We start from the raw sequence: 20,964 nt of genomic DNA, 5'->3' as shown, positions 1-20,964 counted from the left end.
CCCCCTTTTAGTAATATATCGCGATTATTAAAGATTTATGCCGAATTCGCGGGAGTAAACAAAGAATGGCGAGTATTGAAGCGGCACTGGCTGAAATTAAGCGCGGTGTAGAAGAGCTTATCCCTGAAGAAGAACTGATTGCAAAGCTGAAAGAGGGACGTCCTCTGCGTATTAAGCTGGGTGCGGATCCAACGGCTCCGGATATTCACCTGGGTCACACTGTTATTCTGAACAAGCTGCGTCAGTTTCAGGAACTGGGCCATGAGGTTACCTTCCTGATTGGTGACTTTACCGGTATGGTTGGTGATCCGACTGGTAAGAATACGACTCGTCCTCCTCTGACTCGCGAAGATGTACTGGCGAATGCGGAAACCTATAAACAGCAGGTTTTCAAAATCCTTGATCCGGAAAAGACCAAGATACAGTTTAACTCTGAATGGTTGTCGGAACTTGGTGCGGAAGGCATGCTGCGTCTGGCTGCGAACCAGACCGTTGCCCGAATGCTTGAACGTGACGACTTTAAGAAACGTTATGCTGGCGGTCAGCCAATCGCTATTCATGAATTTATGTATCCGTTGCTGCAGGGCTACGATTCTGTTGCAATGCATACTGACGTTGAACTGGGTGGTACGGATCAGAAGTTTAACCTGCTGATGGGCCGTGAGCTGCAAAAATCCAGTGGTCAGAAACAACAGTGTGTTCTGATGATGCCTCTTCTTGTTGGTCTGGACGGCGAGAAGAAAATGTCTAAATCAGCGAATAACTACATTGGTATCAGCGAAGCGCCGAGTGAAATGTTCGGTAAGATCATGTCTATTTCCGATGATCTGATGTGGAGCTACTACGAGTTGTTGTCTTTCCGTCCTCTGGAAGAAGTTGCCCAGTTTAAGGCGGATGTTCAGGCTGGAACAAACCCTCGTGATATTAAGATTCTGCTGGCAAAAGAAATCATCGCCCGTTTCCATTCCGAAGCGGATGCGGATGCAGCTGAACAGGAATTTATCAACCGCTTCCAGAAAGGCGCTATTCCTGATGTCATGCCCGAGTTTGAATTCGGTACCGGTATCGCTATCGGAAATCTGCTGAAAGATGCAGGTCTGGTGAACTCAACGTCTGATGCGATGCGTATGATTCGTCAGGGCGCAGCAAAGATCGACGGTGTTAAAATCGAAGATACCAAACTGATCCCTGAAGCGGGTACGGCAGTGTATCAGGTTGGTAAGCGTAAGTTTGCCCGAGTGACAGTGGCCTGATTATTTATAGCTGATAACATCGTTATAGAATGTCTGCTCAAATTGAAAAATCGGAGGGATGGTGCCAGAGGCATCATCCTTTTTTTCTGCGCCTTTTTTATCAGGGTAGTAATCAGTCACAAACTGTACAAACAAGGCCTTAGGCGTACCTGATGCATCCACACTATAACCGGCCATATTATAGCTGCCATATAAGGTACCGCTTTTGGCTGCAAGGTGTCCTTTGATAGGCGCTTTACGCATACTTCGACGGTATTTTAACGTACCGCTTTCTCCTGCTTTCGGTAGCATTGCCAATAAATGAAGTTGATTGTCATGTTTCCAGATATAGTCGAGCACGTGCATCATATCGGTTGCGGTAATCCGGTTGTTGCGTGAAAGACCGGAACCATCGGCTAATTGTGCATGGCTTAAATCAATGCCTGCTTTCGTTAACAGAATTTGTTTAATGGCTTCAGTGCCGGTGTTAAAGCTACCCGGTTGCAAATAGAAGTTAGCCCCCAAGGTTTTGGTCAGGTTATCGGCAATAAGGTTATCTGAGTGTTTTAACATCTCATCCAGTAGTGTTGGTAAAGCCTCTGAAGTGTGAGATGCGATAAGTTTTCCTTTACGTTGGTTGGTGAGCTCAATGTTGCCACTAAAACGAATGCCGTTTTTCCGTAGTAGGTTACGGATCACTGCAGCGGTATAGGCATGCGTTTCCTGAACGGCAAATTTAAGTGGCAGGGGATGCTCTCTTTTTACCAGACAGCCGGAAAGAAGGTACTCATTACTGTCAAAAGTAATCAGTTCCAGATCGCACTGTTTTGATTTTTGTCCCTGTTTTGTCACTGTTACCGCCTCGGTTTCAACCTTAATTGGCTGGTGTTCAGGGACGAAAACTCGGGTTGAGCCGTCATCTTGGGTATAGATGGAGGCCTGAACACAGTTTCTATCCAGCGTAATTGCACTGGCGGGCGCACTGTAACAGACGCCGAGAATATCCCATGGCCATCCTACCCCTCTTTCATAGCCGGTAAAGGCGCTGTTATTCAGCCAGATATCACCCTTGATTCGATTAATCCCTGCCGCTTTAATTTTTCGGACTAATGCATGTAAGTCGTCAGAAGTCAGGGTGGGGTCGCCGGAAAAATGCAGAATAAGGTCATCACCGGAAAGCTCTGCCCGGGTTGTAAAGCGGAAGCTATCGCCCAACTCCAATTTGGCGGCCAGAGCGGTCAGCAGTTTCAGGGTGCTGGCTGGCGGGAACATCTGTTCTGTGTTCAGTGAAAGTTTATTTTTACCATCTGGTGTGCGTATCGACACACTGGCGCGGCTGCCCTGAGGAAGATAGTCCAGCGCAGAATAATGGCCAGCACCCGTAGCGCAACTGGGAAGTGACACGGTGGCGATGCTGAAGGTGATAGCTAGTAAGATGATGCGCATAACGAACCCTATTATATACAGTTGCCCGGGAATTCATCACCAGCAGGCAGGCTGGTGGCAATGCGGCGCACCATAGATGATTTGTGCGAGCCAGCGAGGTGCCTTCCGGGATTAAACATAGTGTATACCCAACTCCTGGTGATAGGCGAGTTTCACCTGTGCTATTGAATAGTACGTAGTCAGTTGCCACTACCGCTTTATTATCTATGAATCCTGTTAAATATGAATGCAATATCATGGCGTGTGATGTGTGTCACGTTTTTATGGCAAAAAAAAGCAAATAAACGTAAAAAAACAATCTTAATGTAATCTTTTAATATTTTAGTTTTTAATAAAAAAATTTATATTTCAATATCTTGGTGTTTTATGTCTGATTGAAAAATATCAGTTCCGCGGATTTATTTCTTTTTACTAGGCCGCATTGTTGTCGCGCGGTTAAATCGTTGATGTGTGTACGTCAGCACGAACATCGCCTGAACGCGGTTTCGCGCTGATATCACTTATATAAGAAAGACTTAATACATAGGATTAGTAATAAGGATTAATCTGATGAACAAGAAATTTATCGCGCTGGCAGTGGCAGCACTAGTTTCAGGTGCAGCAAATGCTGCGACAGTTTACGAAAATGACACAACTACATTTGGCCTGTCAGGTGAAATGGATGCGTTTCTAAGTACTTATGATGTAGACAGTGACACTGCTGCAAATGATAAATCATATGACCCGGATATTGATCTGTGGGCTAAGGTTCAGGTCGATGCAGAACATCAACTGAATGAAGTCGTTAAAGTATTTGGTTCGTTTGAAGTAGAAAATGGCGTTGGTTTTGTTGCTGGTGATGGCGGCGATAAAAACGTGACTACGGATGATGAATATTTCGGTGCGATGTTTGGTGATAACTTTGGTATCGCTGTTGGTGAAATTGGTGATTTCGGTGACTCTCTGGACGCTATCACTATTGATAACACCAATGAAGGTAAAGGTTACATGGATGATTATGCAACCTCGTTTGAATCAGACGGTCATACTCTTGGTATGAAGTATGAGACAAATGGCCTGGTACTGATTGCTGATACCTACATGAATGAAGACGAAGATTTAGACCCGGCATACGGTGTGTCTGCTTCTTACACCGTGTCTGGCTTTAACGTTGGTGCTTCTTATCAGGATCACGGCAACCGTGATGGATTCGATAGCTCAAACACGGGTGATAATGACATTTATGGTGTAAAAGCTGGCTATGCAGCTGATAACTTTTCTATCGCAGCTCACTATGTAAATGAGCAAATTAATAGCGTAGACACTGACGTTATTGGTGTCGCTGCTGATTATACTATCGATGCTACACGCCTGTACGTATCGGGCTTTACAGCAGACCAAGATGGTGCTGATGAAGATCTGACGGCTTATACTCTGGGTGCGGACTACGCATTCTCTGATAACCTGAAAGGCTTTGTTGAATACACAGCTGAAGATAATGCAGGTTATGTCGACGGTGATGAAACCACTCTTGCTGTAGCAGGTGTGTACTTCACATTCTAAGATACTTTCTTAAGTATCCCTAAACGCCTGCACTCAATGCAGGCGTTTTCTCAGGAATTTTAAATCTGTCGTTGTCACGGGTAAGACTCCTTAAAGGATAAATATCTTGACGTAGGGCAGTATGATTCCACTCGACTATTTAAATCAAATAGTCAGCCTTTTCTTAAGCTTTCCAGGGTATAAAGTCAGTTTTGTGACAGTTAAACAGGTTTAGGGGTGACCTGAACCGGATCTTTGTTTACACTAGTCTAAATTCACTTATTTCCAATCTCCTACTCAGCCATTGTTGAGTGGGAGTTTTTTGTCCAAACAGAACTCTGAAATAAAGAGTATGTTGGCATGAGAGGTTTTAGTAATGGAAAAGATTCCAATGACTGTACGTGGCGAAAAGCAGCTACGTGAAGAGCTTGATGTACTGGTTAAACGTCGTCCACTGATCTCACAAGCGATTGCTGAAGCGCGTGAGCTTGGTGATCTTAAAGAAAACGCTGAGTACCATGCCGCTCGTGAAGAGCAGGGCATCTGTGAAGCACAGATCCGTGATATCGAATACAAGCTGTCGGTTGCTCAGGTAATTGATGTGGCGAAGATGGAAAACACCGGCAAAATTATTTTTGGTACCACCGTTACTCTGATTGACCTGGATACAGACGCAGAATCAACGTATCAGATTGTTGGTGACCATGAAGCGGATATCAAAGCCGGCCGAATTTCTGTAAGCTCTCCGATTGCCCGTGGCCTTATCGGTAAGATGGAAGGCGATGAGGTCGCTATCACTACACCTGGTGGTGAGAAAGACTACGAAGTCGATAAAGTTGAATACATCTGATCCGAAGTGTGAACAGACGGATATAAAAAAGGAGAAGGGTGACCTTCTCCTTTTCTTTTGCGGTTAATCCGAAATCTGTGCTTCCGATTATTTTCTTGGTAATTCGATTTTTCTGTCTTCAGACTGACGATAAAGAACCAACACTTTACCGATAGTCTGTACCTTTTCTGCTTCCGTTTCACGGACGATTGCATCAATAATCAGTTGCTTGGTTTCTCTGTCTTCAGAGGCAACTTTCACCTTGATTAACTCATGATGGTTAAGAGCAATCTCAATTTCCGCTAATACAGCCTCAGTCAATCCGTTTGCGCCCATCAGAACAACTGGTTTAAGGTTGTGTGCCAGGCCTTTGAGGTACTGCTTTTGTTTTGTGCTTAGGTTCATTATGCGGTCAATTTTCTTAAGTTGTGGGGTTGAAAAATGCTATTTTAACGCCATCTAATCACGAAGACTATACTTTACGTGATGAAGTGGCTTTCTAAATAGGAAGAGAATGAGTAAACAGAAACATTCAGCCAGCTCCGGGCGGTGGCTAAAAGAGCACTTTGATGATAAATACGTTAACGAAGCCAAGAAGAAAGGTTATCGTTCTCGTGCTATCTTCAAAATTGAGGAAATACAGGACAAAGATAAGCTACTGAAACCCGGTATGACGGTTGTTGACCTTGGCGCAGCGCCGGGTGGCTGGTCTCAGTACGCCGCGCAGATTGTGGGAGAGTCTGGTCAGGTAATTGCTTGTGACATTTTACCGATGGACTCAATTGCAGGGGTTAGCTTTCTGCAAGGAGACTTCCGCGAAGATGCCGTATTAGAAGCGTTACTTGAACGAATTCAACCAGATATGGTTGATGTGGTGATGTCTGATATGGCCCCTAATATGGCCGGTAATCTGGCGGTGGATCAGCCGAGAGCGATGTACCTGGTTGAACTGGCGTTAGATATGTGTCGACAGGTTCTGGCTCCTAATGGTAGTTTTGTGGTTAAAGTCTTCCAGGGCGAAGGCTTTGATCAATATATGAAAGACGTTCGAGACCTGTTTAAGGTTGTGAAAGTCAGGAAACCAGACTCCTCAAGAGCTCGATCAAGAGAGGTCTACATTGTAGCCAGTGGCTACAAAGGTTAATGCTTGCCGTGCCGGATACCTCATTTCGGACAGAATAAGTGAGCAAAGAAATTTTACACAGTGGCTACAGCTATGAAACTGTAGTACCCTACCTTTAATTACAATTAGTTATCGAGAGGCTGACACCTTGAGTGACATGGCAAAAAATTTAATTCTGTGGCTGGTAATCGCTGTCGTTCTGATGTCGGTATTCCAGAGCTTCGGGCCTGGAGAAAATAACGGCCGAACAGTTGATTACACAAGATTTGTTCAAGACGTTGGCCAGGGCCAGATAGAAGATGCGCGGTTTAATGACCGTGAGATAACCTTTACCCGTCGTGACGGTTCCCGTTATGTGACCTACATGCCGATCTACGATGAGAAGCTGCTTGACGATTTGCTGAACCAGAATGTACGCGTTCAGGGTACACCACCTGAAGAACAGAGCCTGCTGGGCACTATCTTCATCTCCTGGTTCCCGATGATCTTGCTGATTGGTGTCTGGATTTTCTTTATGCGCCAGATGCAGGGCGGGGGCGGCAAAGGCGCTATGTCCTTCGGTAAGAGTAAAGCTCGTATGATGAGCGAAGAGCAAATTAAGACGACTTTTGCGGACGTTGCCGGCTGTGATGAAGCAAAAGAAGATGTGAAAGAGCTGGTGGATTACCTGCGTGATCCGAGCCGCTTCCAGAAGCTGGGCGGTAAGATTCCGACCGGTGTGCTGATGGTCGGTCCTCCGGGTACAGGTAAGACATTGCTGGCAAAAGCGATTGCTGGTGAAGCTAAAGTGCCTTTCTTTACCATTTCCGGTTCCGACTTTGTCGAAATGTTTGTGGGTGTGGGTGCTTCCCGTGTCCGTGATATGTTTGAGCAGGCGAAGAAAGCGGCACCTTGTATCATCTTTATCGATGAAATCGATGCGGTAGGTCGCCAGCGTGGTGCTGGTGTTGGTGGTGGTCACGATGAACGTGAACAGACACTGAACCAGATGCTGGTAGAAATGGATGGCTTTGAAGGTAACGAAGGTATTATCGTTATCGCTGCAACCAACCGTCCGGATGTACTGGACCCAGCACTGTTGCGTCCTGGTCGTTTCGACCGTCAGGTTGTTGTTGGTCTGCCGGATGTGCGTGGTCGTGAACAAATCCTGAAAGTGCATATGCGTAAAGTGCCTCTGGCCGGAGATGTGGAGCCATCTCTGATTGCCCGTGGTACTCCAGGCTTCTCTGGTGCCGATCTGGCTAACCTGGTAAACGAAGCGGCACTTTTTGCTGCCCGTGGTAATAAACGCAACGTTTCCATGGTTGAGTTTGAGCTGGCGAAAGACAAAATCATGATGGGTGCGGAACGCCGCTCGATGGTGATGACGGATGACGTGAAGGCCTCGACGGCTTATCACGAAGCTGGCCACGCCATTGTTGGCCGACTGGTACCTGAGCATGATCCGGTTTATAAGGTATCTATCATTCCGCGCGGACGGGCACTAGGTGTGACTATGTACCTGCCGGAGCAAGATCGAATCAGCATGTCTCGCCAGCATCTGGAGTCTATGATTTCCAGCTTGTATGGTGGCCGTCTGGCGGAAGAGCTGATTTATGGCAGTGAAAAAGTATCTACCGGGGCATCTAATGATATCGAACGAGCGACAGATATTGCTCGTAAGATGGTGACTCAGTGGGGCTTCTCTGAAAAACTGGGCCCTCTGCTGTATGCTGAAGATGAAGGTGAAGTGTTCCTGGGTCGAAGTGTTACACAGACGAAGCATATGTCTGATGATACGGCCAAGCTTATCGATGATGAGGTTCGTCTGATCATTGACCGTAACTATGACCGCGCGAAGGAAATCCTTGAAGACAATATGGATATCATGCATGCGATGAAGGATGCACTGATGAAGTATGAAACCATCGATGCAGGTCAGATTGATGACCTTATGGAGCGCAAGGAAGAGATACGTGAACCACATGGCTGGGGCGATAATCATCAGCCACAGCCGAAAGAAGATGCTGAAAAAACAGAGAATGTTGAGAAACCAGCTCCTGCGGAAGCTAAAAAACCGGAGACTCAGGAATCCGACAAAACAGAAAAAGATCCAGAGTAATTGTCTGTTATCAGCTAAATAAAACTAACCCCCGGGTCTTGCCCCGGGGGTTTTCTCATTACATCTCTGTAGGGAAAAGAGGTGATTCAATCAAATGAAACTACAAGCCAATAATAAAGAACTCGTATTCGATCACGCTCATGTGATGGGGATACTCAATGTAACCCCCGACTCTTTCTCTGACGGGGGTAGCTATACCACAGTCGAACTGGCGGTTGCTCAGGCTAAAAAAATGATCGAAGTCGGAGTCAGTGTTATTGATATCGGTGGTGAATCAACCCGGCCTGGCGCAGCAGAAGTCACACTGGAAGAAGAATTACATCGGGTCATTCCGGCGATCAAAGCCATCCGAGAATTTTCTGATGTATGGATTTCTGTCGATACCAGTAAAGCGGAAGTGATTCGTCAGGCAGTAGAAGCCGGTGCCGATATTATCAATGATGTTCGCTCATTGACCGAACCTGGAGCTCTTGAAGCCGCGGCAGAAGCAAATGTCCCGGTTTGTCTGATGCATATGCAGGGCGAGCCTAAAACGATGCAGAACAATCCGAATTACCGGGATTTTTTGCCGGAAGTTGTTAAGTTTCTGCGTGACAGAATTGATCAGTGTGCTGCTGCGGGTATTTCGAAGAAGAATATTATCATTGATCCCGGTTTTGGATTCGGAAAGACTGTGGAACATAATTATCAGCTTCTGGCTCATATGGATTGGTTTCAGAGCTTAGGTTATCCGGTGCTGGCAGGGCTTTCCCGTAAATCAATGATTTTTAAGGTTCTTGAGAAAGAGCCAGCGGAGTGTGTCGCGGGGAGTGTGGCTTGTGCGACTATTGCCGCGATGAAAGGTGCGCAGATTATCCGGGTGCATGATTTCGCTGAGACGCTGGATGCCCTGTCCGTTGTAAGAATGCTGCAATTGAATAAATAAAAGATGCTTCGGCAAGGGTTACATTGCTTGCTGGCTCGGCTTATACCAATACAAATTAATAAAAAATTAGGAAATGATTATGTCGGAAAGACGTTATTTTGGTACTGATGGTGTCCGTGGAAAAGTAGGGCAGTTTCCAATTACCCCTGATTTCGTGCTTAAGCTTGGCTGGGCTGCTGGCCGGGTTCTGGCTCAGCAGGGAACCAAACAGGTTATTATCGGTAAAGATCCCCGAATTTCAGGGTATATGCTGGAATCCGCTCTGGAAGCCGGGCTTGCAGCCGCAGGGCTTAAAGCGACATTGACAGGGCCGATGCCGACCCCGGCGATTGCTTACCTGACTCAGACGTTTCGAGCCGAAGCCGGTATCGTGATTTCTGCATCCCACAACCCATTTTACGATAACGGTATTAAATTCTTCTCTTCGGAAGGGACTAAACTGCCGGATGAAGTCGAGTTGGCGATTGAAGCTGAGCTGGAAAAAGAACTGCAATGTGTGGATTCGGCTGAACTGGGTAAAGCGATGCGTCTTAATGATGCCGCCGGACGGTATATTGAATTCTGTAAAGGCACTTTCCCGAACAAGCTGCACCTGAGTGGTCTTAAAATTGTCGTAGATTGTGCGAATGGGGCGACTTATCACATTGCACCTGCCGTATTCAGTGAATTGGGCGCAGATGTTGTTGCTATGGGCGTTGAGCCAAACGGCATCAACATCAATGCGGAAGTTGGTGCTACCGATGTTCGTGCACTGCAAAAACGTGTTGTAGACGAACAGGCTGATCTTGGTCTGGCTTTTGACGGTGACGGCGACAGATTGATCATGGTAGACCACGAAGGGAACAAGGTAGACGGTGACCAGATTGCTTATATGATAGCGCGAGACGCATTACGTCGTGGTGAGCTTAAAGGTGGTGTCGTTGGTACCCTGATGAGTAACCTAGGTATGGAAAATGGCCTTAAAAATCTGGGGATTCCATTTGAGCGTGCTGCGGTTGGTGACCGTTATGTCATGGAAAAACTGCTGGAAAAAGGCTGGACTATTGGGGCTGAAAATTCTGGTCATATTATCTTGCTGGATAAAGTGACCACCGGAGATGCTATCGTTGCTGCTCTGCAGGTGCTTGCCTCAGTCGTTGGTTCTGGCTTATCCCTGAAAGAACTGTCTCAGGGGATGACTCTCTATCCACAGGTACTGGAGAATGTACGCTTTTCTGGTGATTCAAATCCTCTGGAAGCGGAAGAGGTGTTGTCTGCTGTTAAGGCAGTGGAAGCTAAGTTGGGCGATAAAGGCCGGGTACTGCTGCGTAAATCGGGAACGGAGCCATTGATTCGTGTTATGGTCGAAGGTGAAGACGCTGATTTAGTTAAAGTTTCTGCTTTAGAAATCGCTGAGGCGGTAAAAAGCAGCTGCTAGATAGAAAGATGCCTTCTCCTGTATTAAATCGATAAATGAGGGGGATGGTGTCTTATTTTGCCGTTTATTTGAGCATTTAAACGTCCAGCACCATTTTTTTGTAATTTTTACTTGTCAGCATTGAAGGCATTCGCTAGTATTTGCTCCGCCTCTGAAATGGGAGGTCGCTGGCTTTATCGTTGTATATCGAAGTGAATATCAACAGGTGGCGCTGGCTCGACACATTGAACATAGGTGGAAATATGACAACAGTTCTACTTGTGATTTACCTGTTGGCAGCTGCTGGTTTAATTGGCCTGGTGTTGATTCAGCAAGGTAAAGGCGCAGATATGGGAGCATCTTTTGGTGCTGGAGCTTCAAACACAGTGTTCGGTGCTTCAGGATCAGGTAACTTCCTGACAAAAATGACCGCATTATTTGCAACTGTATTTTTTATCGTTGCCCTGGTTTTTGGTAACATGGCGACGCATCAGACTGAGTCGCAGTGGGTTGACCCAAGTAAGGGTGATGTTGCTACTCAGCAAGTGACTGAGAGTGTAGACGAAGCTCCGGCTGTTGAAGAAAGCAGCAATGATGAGATTCCTCAGTAAAAGATATTAAATCTGTCTTTAAAGTGAATTTTCTAAGACAGAGAAAGATGCCGAGATGGTGAAATTGGTAGACACGCTAGCATGAGGTGCTAGTGCCGTAAGGTGTGAGGGTTCAAGTCCCTCTCTCGGCACCATTACTTGTACTCACTTGATAAAACCGTATTCACTTGTAAAAGCTGTATTCGGTTGTAAAAAATAATGTGGTCGGTATAATGCACCACAGTCGGACGCGGGGTGGAGCAGTTTGGTAGCTCGTCGGGCTCATAACCCGAAGGTCGTTGGTTCAAATCCGGCCCCCGCAACCAGTTTTTCAAGAAAGAGTTTTAGTGAGTCTGATTACAAGTATTCATAGTTAACTTGTTTATTAGTTATAAGTTGATTATGAGCTGAACTATTATTAGTAGTAACTAGTTATAGCTCAGTAGTATCAGGGTCCAGCAAGACAAAACCCCGACTTACGGGGTTTTTTGTTATCTGTACTTTAGAAAAGCAAGCTTAACTGTTTGTTTTTATTAAAGTATGGAGTGCTTGCTAGGTGTTTGAATTGGGCTTTAGGCCCTTTTTTTATTTCTGGAGTGGTTAAAATGACTGGTTTAGAAAGACAACTGACAGAATTGTTAGCATCTCCGGTTGAAGCGGCTGGTTATGAATTTGTTGGATTGGAGTTTATTCGTGCTGGTGAGCACTCTACGCTGCGTGTTTATATCGACAGCGAAAACGGTATTACTGTTGATGATTGTGCGGAAGTGAGCCATCAGGTAAGCGCGGTGCTTGACGTTGAAGATCCAATTTCGGTTGCTTATAACCTGGAAGTGTCTTCGCCAGGTCTTGAGCGACCACTGTTTAAATCTGAACATTATCAACAATTTATTGGTCACGAGGTCAGCGTTGTTCTGAAAATGGCTGTGGGTAACCGTCGTAAGTGGAAAGGAACTATCCAATCCGTTGACGGCGAAACGATCACTGTCACTGTAGACGGACAAGACGAAGAGTTTGCCCTGAGCAACATTTCCAAAGCTAACCTGATCCCTAAATTTTAGTTCTCCTAGTAGAGAAGAGCTTAAGAGGCTATATAAAATGAACAGAGAAATTTTAGCTGTTGTTGAAGCGGTTTCTAACGAGAAGGCTGTTCCTCGTGAGCGTATCTTTGAGGCGCTTGAAATTGCACTTGCGACTGCAACGAAAAAGAAACATGAGATGGAAATCGATGTTCGCGTGCAGATCGATCGCAAAACAGGTGATTTCGAGACTTTCCGTCGTTGGGAAGTTGTTGAAGAAGTAGAAAGTCCGACCAAAGAGATTTCTCTGGAAGCGGCTCAGTACGATGACGAAACGATGGAACTGGGTGGTTTCGTTGAAGATGAAATCGAATCAGTGACATTTGACCGCATCACGACTCAGACAGCTAAGCAAGTTATTGTACAAAAAGTACGTGAAGCTGAACGAGCACAAGTGGTTGAACAGTTTATCGATAACGAAGGTGAGCTGATTACTGGTGTCGTGAAGAAAGTAAATCGTGACACGATTGTACTGGATCTTGGTAACAACGCTGAAGGTGTTATTCTGCGTGATGATCAGCTTCCGCGGGAAAACTTCCGTCCGGGAGACCGTGTTCGTGGTCTGCTGTATGCGGTACGCCCTGAAGCGCGTGGTTTCCAGCTGTTTATCACCCGTTCTAAGCCAGAAATGCTGAGCGAACTGTTCCGTATTGAGGTTCCTGAAATCGGTGAAGACCTGATTGAACTGCGTGGTGCTGCTCGTGACCCGGGTTCGCGTGCGAAAATTGCAGTAAAAACCAACGATAAGCGTATCGACCCAGTGGGTGCTTGTGTGGGTATGCGCGGTGCTCGTGTTCAGGCTGTATCGGGCGAGCTTGGCGGTGAGCGTATTGATATCGTGCTGTGGGATGATAACCCGGCTCAGTTTGTTATTAACGCAATGGCTCCTGCGGACGTGGCGTCTATCATCGTTGATGAAGACACACACGCGATGGACATCGCCGTAGAAGCTGACAACCTGGCTCAGGCTATCGGTCGTAATGGTCAGAACGTTCGTCTTGCTTCTCAGCTGACAGGCTGGGAGCTGAATGTCATGACCGTTGAAGACCTGGAGAAAAAACACCAGGAAGAAAGTTCTGCGTCTATCGAGAACTTCATGAAGCATCTGGATATTGAGCAGGACTTTGCTGAGTTGTTGGTTGAAGAAGGCTTCTCAACACTTGAAGAAGTTGCTTATGTTCCTGTTAACGAATTGCTGGAAGTCGACGGCCTGAATGAAGAGATCGTTGAAGAGCTGCGTAGCCGTGCGAAAGAAGCGCTGACCACGCTGGCTCTGGCTCAGGAAGAGTCATTTGAAGGCCTGGAGCCAGCTGAAGATCTGCTGGCACTTGAAGGGCTGGAAAGAGAAATGGCATACAAGTTTGCTGCGAAAGGTGTAGTGACTTTAGAAGATTTGGCAGACCAGGGTATTGATGACTTAGAAGGTATTGATGGCCTAACAGAAGAGCGTGCGGGAGAGCTGATTATGGCTGCACGTAATATCTGTTGGTTTGGCGACGAAGAATAATTTCAGCAAGGAGGTAGCGGAATGACGCAACTTACAGTTAAAGCATTAAGTGAAGAAATTGGTACTCCGGTTGATCGCTTATTAGAACAACTTGCTGATGCAGGCATGAAAAAATCAAGTGATGACAGTGTTTCTCAAGACGAGAAACAGAAGCTTCTGACCCATCTCAAGAAAGAGCATGGTGACAATTCAGGAGAAGCATCACCAACACGTCTTACTCTGCAACGCAAAACTCGTAGCACATTAAGTGTTGCAGCGAGCGGCGGGAAAAGTAAGAATGTGCAGGTTGAAGTGCGCAAAAAACGTACATACGTAAAACGTAGCACGGTAGATGACGAAGCGAAACGTGAAGCTGAAGAAGCAGCGAAACGTGAGGCTGAAGAAGCAGTGAAACGCGAAGCTGAAGAAAAAGCTAAGCGTGAAGCTGAAGAGAAAGCTAAACGTGAGGCTGAAGAAGCAGCGAAACGTGAAGCTGAAGAAAAAGCAAAACGTGAAGCTGAAGATACAGCTAAGCGTGAGTCAAAAGAGAAGGCAAAACGCGAAAACAATGAGCGTTCTGCGGAAGATAAGACTATGCAAGAAGCAGCTAAGAAAGAGGCCGATGAGCTGAAACGTCGCCAGGAAGAAGCAGCCAAGCTGAAAGCAGAAGAAGCAGCGGCTAAATTGGCTGAAGAAGCTCGTAAGCTGGCAGAAGAGAATGAAGCTCGCTGGTCAGCGGAAGAGAAGAAAAAACCTGAAGAAGACGGTGACTATCACACGACGACCAATAAATATGCCCGTGAAGCGGAAGAAGAAGCTGATCGCCGTGCTGATACAGGTCGTCGTAAGAAGAAGAAAAAAGCGTCTTCTGATAAATCAGATAAAGAAGAAGCCGGCAACAATCGCCGTGGTGGTCGTAACCAGCGTGGTAAAGGCCGTAAAGGCAAACTGGCTAAGCCAACTTCTATGCAGCACGGTTTCGATAAAACAGCAACTGTTGCTAAACAAGATGTTGTGATTGGTGAAACAATCGTTGTCTCGGAACTTGCTAACAAAATGTCGGTGAAAGCAACCGAAGTTATCAAAGTGATGATGAAGATGGGCGCAATGGCGACCATTAACCAGGTTATTGATCAGGAAACGGCTCAGCTGGTAGCTGAAGAAATGGGCCACAAAGTGGTTCTGCGTAAAGAGAACGAGCTGGAAGAAGCGGTTCTGTCTGATCGTGACAGTGATTCTGAAGCAGTATCACGCGCTCCGGTTGTGACCATTATGGGCCACGTTGACCATGGTAAAACATCAACACTGGACTACATCCGTAAAGCGCACGTTGCTTCTGGCGAGGCCGGTGGTATTACCCAGCATATCGGTGCATACCATGTAGAAACTGACAACGGTATGATCACCTTCCTGGATACTCCGGGACACGCTGCATTTACTGCAATGCGTGCACGTGGTGCTCAGGCGACGGATATCGTGGTACTGGTTGTAGCCGCAGACGATGGCGTAATGCCACAGACTATCGAGGCGATTCAGCACGCGAAAGCGGCTGGTGTACCTCTGATTGTTGCGGTAAACAAGATCGATAAAGAAGACGCGAATCCGGATAACGTTAAGAATGAGCTGGCTCAGTACGATGTTATTCCTGAAGAGTGGGGTGGCGAGAACATGTTTGTTCACATCTCCGCAAAACAGGGTACAAACATTGATAGCCTTCTGGAAACAATCCTTCTTCAGGCTGAGGTTCTGGAATTGACTGCTGTTGCTGACGGTATGGCATCAGGTGTTGTTGTTGAATCTCGTCTGGATAAAGGTCGAGGTCCTGTCGCTACTGTATTGGTTCAGTCCGGTACACTTAACAAAGGCGATATCCTTCTTTGTGGTCAGGAATACGGTCGTGTTCGTGCGATGCGCGATGAAACTGGTAAAGAAATCACAGAAGCTGGTCCTTCTATTCCTGTTGAGATCATTGGTCTGTCCGGTGTTCCTGCATCTGGTGACGAAGCAACTGTGGTTCGTGATGAGCGTAAAGCTCGCGAAGTGGCAAACTATCGTCAGGGTAAATTCCGTGAAGTGAAACTGGCTCGTCAGCAGAAAGCAAAACTGGAGAACATGTTCTCTAACATGGCTGCTGGTGAAGTGGCTGAGCTGAACGTAGTACTGAAAGCTGACGTTCAGGGTTCTGTTGAAGCGATTACCGATTCACTTCTGAAACTGTCTACCGATGAAGTTAAAGTCAGCGTGGTTGGTTCTGGCGTTGGTGGTATCACTGAAACGGATGCGGTTCTGGCTGCGGCATCTAACGCTATCATTCTTGGCTTTAACGTACGTGCTGATGCTTCTGCACGTCGCACTATTGAAGCTGAGAACCTGGACCTGCGTTACTATTCAATCATCTATCAGCTGATTGATGAAGTAAAACAGGCTATGGGCGGTATGCTTGCTCCTGAGTTCAAGCAAGAAATCATTGGTCTGGCAGAAGTACGTGACGTGTTTAAGTCACCGAAACTGGGTGCAATCGCGGGTTGTATGGTGACTGAAGGTCTGATCAAACGTAATAATCCTATTCGTGTACTACGCGAAAACGTGGTTATCTACGAAGGTGAGCTTGAATCACTGCGTCGCTTTAAAGATGACGTTCAGGAAGTTAAGAATGGCTACGAGTGTGGTATCGGCGTTAAGAACTACAATGATGTTCGCGTGGGTGACCAGATCGAAGTCTTTGAAACGGTTGAAGTGAAACGTACACTGGACTAATCGTTCTCCCCTGCTGACTAAGGCAGGGGCACAATATTGACTAAGATTACTGTCAAGTAATTGGTCGTTAAATACGCCATGGGGGGCTGGTTTTGACCATCCCCCCATCTTTTCTAATAGAGAGAAAATAATGTCAAAAGAATTTAGCCGCACGCAACGTGTGTCTCAGCAGCTACAAAAAGAGTTGGCTGTTATCCTTCAGCGTGAAATACGTGACTCCCGAATCGGTATGGTGACCATTTCTGATGTCGAGGTTTCCCGCGACCTTGCTTACGCAAAAGTCTTTGTTACTTTCCTGTGTGTGGGTGAGCAGACGCCGGAATCCAGCCTGAATGCGCTGAAAGAGCATGAAGCGCACGTACGTATGATGCTTGGAAAACGTATCCGCCTGCGTCTGACTCCGGAAGTACGCTTTACTTACGACAACACATTAGTTGAAGGTATGCGTATGTCTAACCTGGTGAGCGAGGTTGTCAGTAATGATAAAAACCGCGCTCAGAAAGCGGGTCGTGATGTCGAAGGAGATGAAGAGTAATGGCTCGTCGTCGTAAAGGTCGTCCGGTAAATGGTATCATCCTTCTCGATAAACCTACCGGGCTCTCTTCTAATGATGCGTTGCAGAAAGTGAAACGCATCTATTTTGCAGAAAAAGCAGGTCATACCGGAGCTCTGGATCCTTTAGCGACAGGAATGCTGCCGATTTGTCTTGGTGAAGCTACCAAGTTCTCACAGTTTCTGCTCGATTCAGACAAACGTTATCGTGTTATTGCAAAGCTGGGTGAGCGTACCAACACGTCTGATTCCGATGGCGAAGTCGTCGAAGTTCGTGATGTGAAAGTAGACCGTGGACAACTGGAGCGCTGTATCGCTAAGTTCCGTGGTGAGACAGACCAGATCCCATCCATGTTTTCTGCGCTTAAGTATCAGGGTAAGCCACTGTACGAATATGCGCGCGAAGGCATTGAAGTCCCGCGTGAATCCCGGAAAATAACCGTATACAGCATTGAGCTTATCCGCTTTGAAGGTGGTGACGTTGAGATGGAAGTGCACTGCTCAAAAGGCACCTACATCCGGACTATCGTGGATGACCTTGGAGAAATGCTGGGTTGCGGAGCTCATGTGACCTATCTGCGCCGTACCGGAGTGTCTAATTACCCATATGATAAGATGGTAACTTTGGAGCAGCTGGAAGCCTTGTTGGAACAAGCTCGCGAACAGGATATCCAGCCTAAAGAACTGCTGGATCCGCTACTGCTGCCTATGGACAGTGCGGTTCAGGACCTGCCGGAAGTGAATCTGATCCCTGAACTGACGGATATGGTTCAGCATGGCCAGCCTGTACAGGTATTCGGCGCTCCTCTTGAGGGTACTGTGCGCATGACCAGTGGCGAAGAGAAACTCTTTATCGGTGTCGGTGAAATCGATGATGATGGACGGATTGCCCCGAAGCGGTTGGTCGTTTTTAGGGACTAGAGACTATACGCTGCGCTAACTAGAGACTACAGAGCGCTTAACTCTTGTTCCCATGCTGCTGCGTGGGAACACATACCTGACTTAGATCTGCATTCCCACGCTGGAGCATGGGAACGAGGGAAACGCAGCGAAGCGATCTCGTTTCTAGTGTTCCTATTATCTGTAAAGATAACTGTTGCTCTAACCTAAGCATTTACGTATAATTCGCGCTTCTCGTGTCGGCTGAATCAGAGATTGGCTGGCACAGTGTTTAACTTTATGTATTAGGAAAAGATTATGTCTCTGAATGCAGAAACTAAAGCAGCTATCGTTGCAGAATATGCACGTGGCGAAGGCGACACAGGTTCACCAGAAGTACAAGTAGCTCTACTGACTGCTTCTATCAACCACCTTCAGGGTCACTTTGCTGACCACAAACAAGACCACCACAGCCGTCGCGGTCTTCTACGTATGGTTTCACGCCGTCGTAAGCTTCTTGACTACCTGAAAGGTAAAGATCTTGGTCGTTACCAAGACCTAATCAAACGTCTGGGCCTACGTCGCTAAGATCAGTTTGTTCGAAAAAGGGGCTTTATGCCCCTTTTTTGTTATCTGAACCCGGTACTTGTTAGCAAAACAGGTACTAACTGGTTTATACTACCCATCGATTGCATTTACCTGCAGTCTTTTTTGTATGTCCTTAAGTTTTACAGTCACCGCAGTCGACCATAAAGGTCGCGGCTAATGAAAGGCACCTTTGAAAGACTCTTTTCATTAGTCGCGATTGGTAAAGCTAAGAACGTACATTCTTGTTAATCAAAAATAAAACTAAGGATATTACGTGAATCCAATCACTAAAACCTTTCAGTACGGTAACCACACCGTTACTATAGAAACCGGTGTTATGGCTCGTCAGGCAACCGCTGCTGTAATGGCGACTATGGATGACACATCCGTATTTGTTTCTGTTGTTGGTAAAAAAGAAGCCGTTGAAGGTCAGGATTTTTTCCCTCTGACGGTAAACTATCAGGAGCGTACCTACGCAGCTGGTAAAATCCCTGGCGGTTTCTTTAAGCGTGAAGGTCGTCCTTCTGAAGGCGAAACACTGACAGCTCGTCTTATCGACCGTCCAATCCGTCCTCTTTTCCCGGACGCATTTAAAAACGAAGTTCAGGTTATCGCGACAGTAGTATCTGTTAACCCAGATGTTCAGCCTGATATCGTGACTATGATCGGTACTTCTGCTGCTCTGGCTATTTCTGGTATTCCTTTCAACGGTCCTATCGGTGCGGCTCGTGTTGGTCACATCAATGGTGAGCTGGTACTGAACCCAAGCCAGACTGAACTTCAATCTTCTCGTCTTGATCTGGTTGTTGCCGGTACTGAAAGTGCGGTACTGATGGTTGAATCTGAAGCAGACAACCTGACTGAAGAAGAAATGCTGGCGGCGGTTGTGTTTGGTCACGACCAGCAGCAGACAGTTATCAGCGCCATCAACGAATTTGCAGCTGAAGTTGCGACTCCGGCATGGGACTGGGAAGCACCAGTTGAAAACTCTGCACTGAAAGCTCTGGTTGCTGAGCAGGCAGAAGCTCGCTTGACTGAAGCGTATCAGATCACTGAGAAAATGGCGCGTTACGATGCAGTCGGCACAATCAAAAACGAAGTAGTCGAAGCGATTCTTGCACAAGACGAAGAGCAGGACGAAGCGGAAATCCGTAAGGTTCTGGGTTCTCTTGAGAAGAACGTTGTTCGTGGTCGTATCATTGCGGGTAACCCTCGTATTGATGGTCGTGAAAAAGACATGGTTCGTGCTCTTGACGTACGTACTGGCGTATTGCCACGTACTCACGGTAGCGCACTGTTCACCCGTGGTGAAACTCAGGCTATGGTTACAGCGACTCTTGGTACACAACGTGACGCTCAGATCATCGATGAACTGACTGGTGAGCGTAAAGACCACTTCCTGCTGCACTACAACTTCCCTCCTTACTGTGTAGGTGAGACTGGCTTTGTTGGTTCTCCTAAGCGTCGTGAAATCGGCCACGGTAAACTGGCTAAGCGTGGTATTGCGGCAGTTATGCCTTCTGTTGAAGAGTTCCCGTACACGGTTCGTGTGGTATCTGAAATCACAGAATCTAACGGTTCATCTTCAATGGCTTCTGTATGTGGTACCTCTCTGGCTCTGATGGATGCCGGTGTACCAATCAAATCCTCTGTTGCGGGTATCGCAATGGGTCTGGTTAAAGAAGGCGATGACTTTGTTGTTCTTTCTGACATCCTTGGTGATGAAGACCACCTGGGTGATATGGACTTTAAAGTAGCGGGTACTGGTACTGGTGTTACTGCACTGCAGATGGATATCAAAATTGAAGGTATCACTAAAGAGATCATGCAGATTGCTCTGAACCAGGCAAAAGGTGCGCGTATGCATATCCTTTCTGTGATGGATGAAGCCATCTCTGGTGCTCGTGAAGAAATCTCTGAGTTTGCTCCACGTATCCACACAATGAAGATCAGCGCAGATAAGATCAAAGACGTTATCGGTAAAGGTGGTGCGGTTATCCGTCAGCTAACTGAGGAAACGGGTACCACTATCGAAATTGAAGACGATGGTACTATCAAGATTGCAGCGACTGACGGTGATCAGGCAAAAGATGCTATCAGCCGTATCGAACAAATCACAGCAGAAGTTGAAGTGGGTAAAATCTACACAGGTAAAGTAACCCGTATCGTTGATTTCGGTGCATTTGTTGCGGTACTTGGTGGTAAAGAAGGCCTGGTTCACATCTCGCAAATTGCTGATAAGCGTATCGAGAAAGTATCTGACTACCTGGAAATGGGTCAAGAAGTTCAGGTTAAGGTTCTGGAAATCGATCGTCAGAACCGTATCCGCCTGAGCATGAAAGAAGCGGTTGAAAAACCAGCGGAAGCAGAAGGTGAGACTCCAGCACCAGAAGCGGAATAAGTTATTGCTTAATCGGGCTGTTTTCTGGCCTGTCAGGTAATAAGCATGTTATAAAGGGA

At 46.6% G+C, this 20,964-nt stretch carries 17 protein-coding genes and 2 tRNA genes; 17 read left to right on the top strand and 2 right to left on the bottom strand.

Features of this window, described 5'->3' with window-relative positions:
* The first annotated feature begins 65 nt into the window (after positions 1-65).
* Positions 66-1,253: a tyrosine--tRNA ligase gene (tyrS, locus tag DI392_RS03165; protein ID WP_109318431.1), complete on the top strand. Its 1,188-nt coding sequence runs from the start codon at positions 66-68 to the stop codon at positions 1,251-1,253.
* Here tyrS and dacB read toward each other — a convergent pair whose 3' ends face one another.
* Positions 1,254-2,678, bottom strand: a complete 1,425-nt coding sequence (gene dacB, locus DI392_RS03160; RefSeq protein WP_109318430.1) for a serine-type D-Ala-D-Ala carboxypeptidase — start codon at positions 2,676-2,678, stop codon at positions 1,254-1,256. It lies immediately after the preceding gene.
* A 549-nt stretch (positions 2,679-3,227) separates the two neighbouring features.
* Here dacB and DI392_RS03155 point away from each other — a divergent pair.
* Together DI392_RS03155 and greA are read left to right on the top strand one after the other, a co-directional pair.
* Complete coding sequence (locus tag DI392_RS03155) at positions 3,228-4,220, top strand: porin (protein WP_109318429.1); 993 nt, start codon at positions 3,228-3,230, stop codon at positions 4,218-4,220.
* Positions 4,221-4,575: 355 nt separating this feature from the next.
* Entirely contained in the window at positions 4,576-5,049 is a 474-nt protein-coding gene (gene greA, locus DI392_RS03150; protein WP_109318428.1) for a transcription elongation factor GreA, read from the top strand.
* 87 nt (positions 5,050-5,136) lie between these two features.
* Here greA and yhbY read toward each other — a convergent pair whose 3' ends face one another.
* Positions 5,137-5,433 (bottom strand): ribosome assembly RNA-binding protein YhbY, encoded by a 297-nt coding sequence (gene yhbY / locus DI392_RS03145; RefSeq protein WP_109318427.1) that lies wholly within the window; start codon positions 5,431-5,433, stop codon positions 5,137-5,139.
* Positions 5,434-5,542: 109 nt separating this feature from the next.
* On the opposite strand from yhbY, the gene rlmE reads away from it, so the two are divergent.
* The 14 genes from rlmE (at position 5,543) to pnp (ending at position 20,905) form a co-directional block, all read left to right on the top strand.
* Positions 5,543-6,172, top strand: coding sequence for a 23S rRNA (uridine(2552)-2'-O)-methyltransferase RlmE (gene rlmE / locus DI392_RS03140; RefSeq protein ID WP_109318426.1), 630 nt, complete (start codon positions 5,543-5,545; stop codon positions 6,170-6,172).
* 136 nt (positions 6,173-6,308) lie between these two features.
* Positions 6,309-8,252, top strand: coding sequence for an ATP-dependent zinc metalloprotease FtsH (gene ftsH / locus DI392_RS03135; RefSeq protein ID WP_181388349.1), 1,944 nt, complete (start codon positions 6,309-6,311; stop codon positions 8,250-8,252).
* A 94-nt stretch (positions 8,253-8,346) separates the two neighbouring features.
* Positions 8,347-9,177, top strand: a complete 831-nt coding sequence (gene folP, locus DI392_RS03130) for a dihydropteroate synthase (RefSeq protein WP_109318424.1) — start codon at positions 8,347-8,349, stop codon at positions 9,175-9,177.
* Between the two features lie 76 nt (positions 9,178-9,253).
* On the top strand, positions 9,254-10,594 hold the full coding sequence (glmM, locus tag DI392_RS03125; RefSeq protein WP_109318549.1) for a phosphoglucosamine mutase: 1,341 nt from the start codon (positions 9,254-9,256) through the stop codon (positions 10,592-10,594).
* A gap of 242 nt (positions 10,595-10,836) precedes the next feature.
* Positions 10,837-11,184: a preprotein translocase subunit SecG gene (gene secG, locus DI392_RS03120; protein WP_109318423.1), complete on the top strand. Its 348-nt coding sequence runs from the start codon at positions 10,837-10,839 to the stop codon at positions 11,182-11,184.
* 49 nt (positions 11,185-11,233) lie between these two features.
* Positions 11,234-11,318: transfer RNA gene (locus tag DI392_RS03115), tRNA-Leu, on the top strand.
* 94 nt (positions 11,319-11,412) lie between these two features.
* Positions 11,413-11,489 (top strand) — tRNA-Met (locus tag DI392_RS03110).
* 279 nt (positions 11,490-11,768) lie between these two features.
* A complete protein-coding gene (gene rimP, locus DI392_RS03105; protein ID WP_109318422.1) occupies positions 11,769-12,224 on the top strand; it encodes a ribosome maturation factor RimP in 456 nt (151 codons plus the stop codon).
* Between the two features lie 37 nt (positions 12,225-12,261).
* On the top strand, positions 12,262-13,749 hold the full coding sequence (nusA, locus tag DI392_RS03100; protein ID WP_109318421.1) for a transcription termination factor NusA: 1,488 nt from the start codon (positions 12,262-12,264) through the stop codon (positions 13,747-13,749).
* A gap of 21 nt (positions 13,750-13,770) precedes the next feature.
* The gene (infB, locus tag DI392_RS03095; RefSeq protein WP_109318420.1) at positions 13,771-16,485 is read left to right on the top strand and encodes a translation initiation factor IF-2; all 2,715 of its coding nucleotides are present in this window, start codon (positions 13,771-13,773) and stop codon (positions 16,483-16,485) included.
* 130 nt (positions 16,486-16,615) lie between these two features.
* On the top strand, positions 16,616-17,020 hold the full coding sequence (gene rbfA, locus DI392_RS03090) for a 30S ribosome-binding factor RbfA (protein WP_109318419.1): 405 nt from the start codon (positions 16,616-16,618) through the stop codon (positions 17,018-17,020).
* Positions 17,020-17,958, top strand: coding sequence for a tRNA pseudouridine(55) synthase TruB (truB, locus tag DI392_RS03085; RefSeq protein WP_109318418.1), 939 nt, complete (start codon positions 17,020-17,022; stop codon positions 17,956-17,958). The genes rbfA and truB overlap by 1 nt, the downstream gene beginning before the upstream one ends.
* 276 nt (positions 17,959-18,234) lie before the next feature.
* Positions 18,235-18,504, top strand: coding sequence for a 30S ribosomal protein S15 (rpsO, locus tag DI392_RS03080; RefSeq protein WP_109318417.1), 270 nt, complete (start codon positions 18,235-18,237; stop codon positions 18,502-18,504).
* 274 nt (positions 18,505-18,778) lie between these two features.
* Positions 18,779-20,905 carry a polyribonucleotide nucleotidyltransferase gene (pnp, locus tag DI392_RS03075; protein WP_109318416.1) on the top strand — a complete coding sequence of 709 codons (2,127 nt, stop codon included), beginning with the start codon at positions 18,779-18,781 and terminating at the stop codon, positions 20,903-20,905.
* Positions 20,906-20,964 lie beyond the last annotated feature (59 nt).

It is taken from the genome of Vibrio albus (assembly GCF_003144035.1).
In the GTDB taxonomy this organism is placed as follows: Bacteria; Pseudomonadota; Gammaproteobacteria; order Enterobacterales; family Vibrionaceae; genus Vibrio; species Vibrio albus.
The sequence above is the reverse complement of the archived record's forward strand: the minus strand, read 5'-3'. Positions and strand labels throughout refer to the sequence as shown.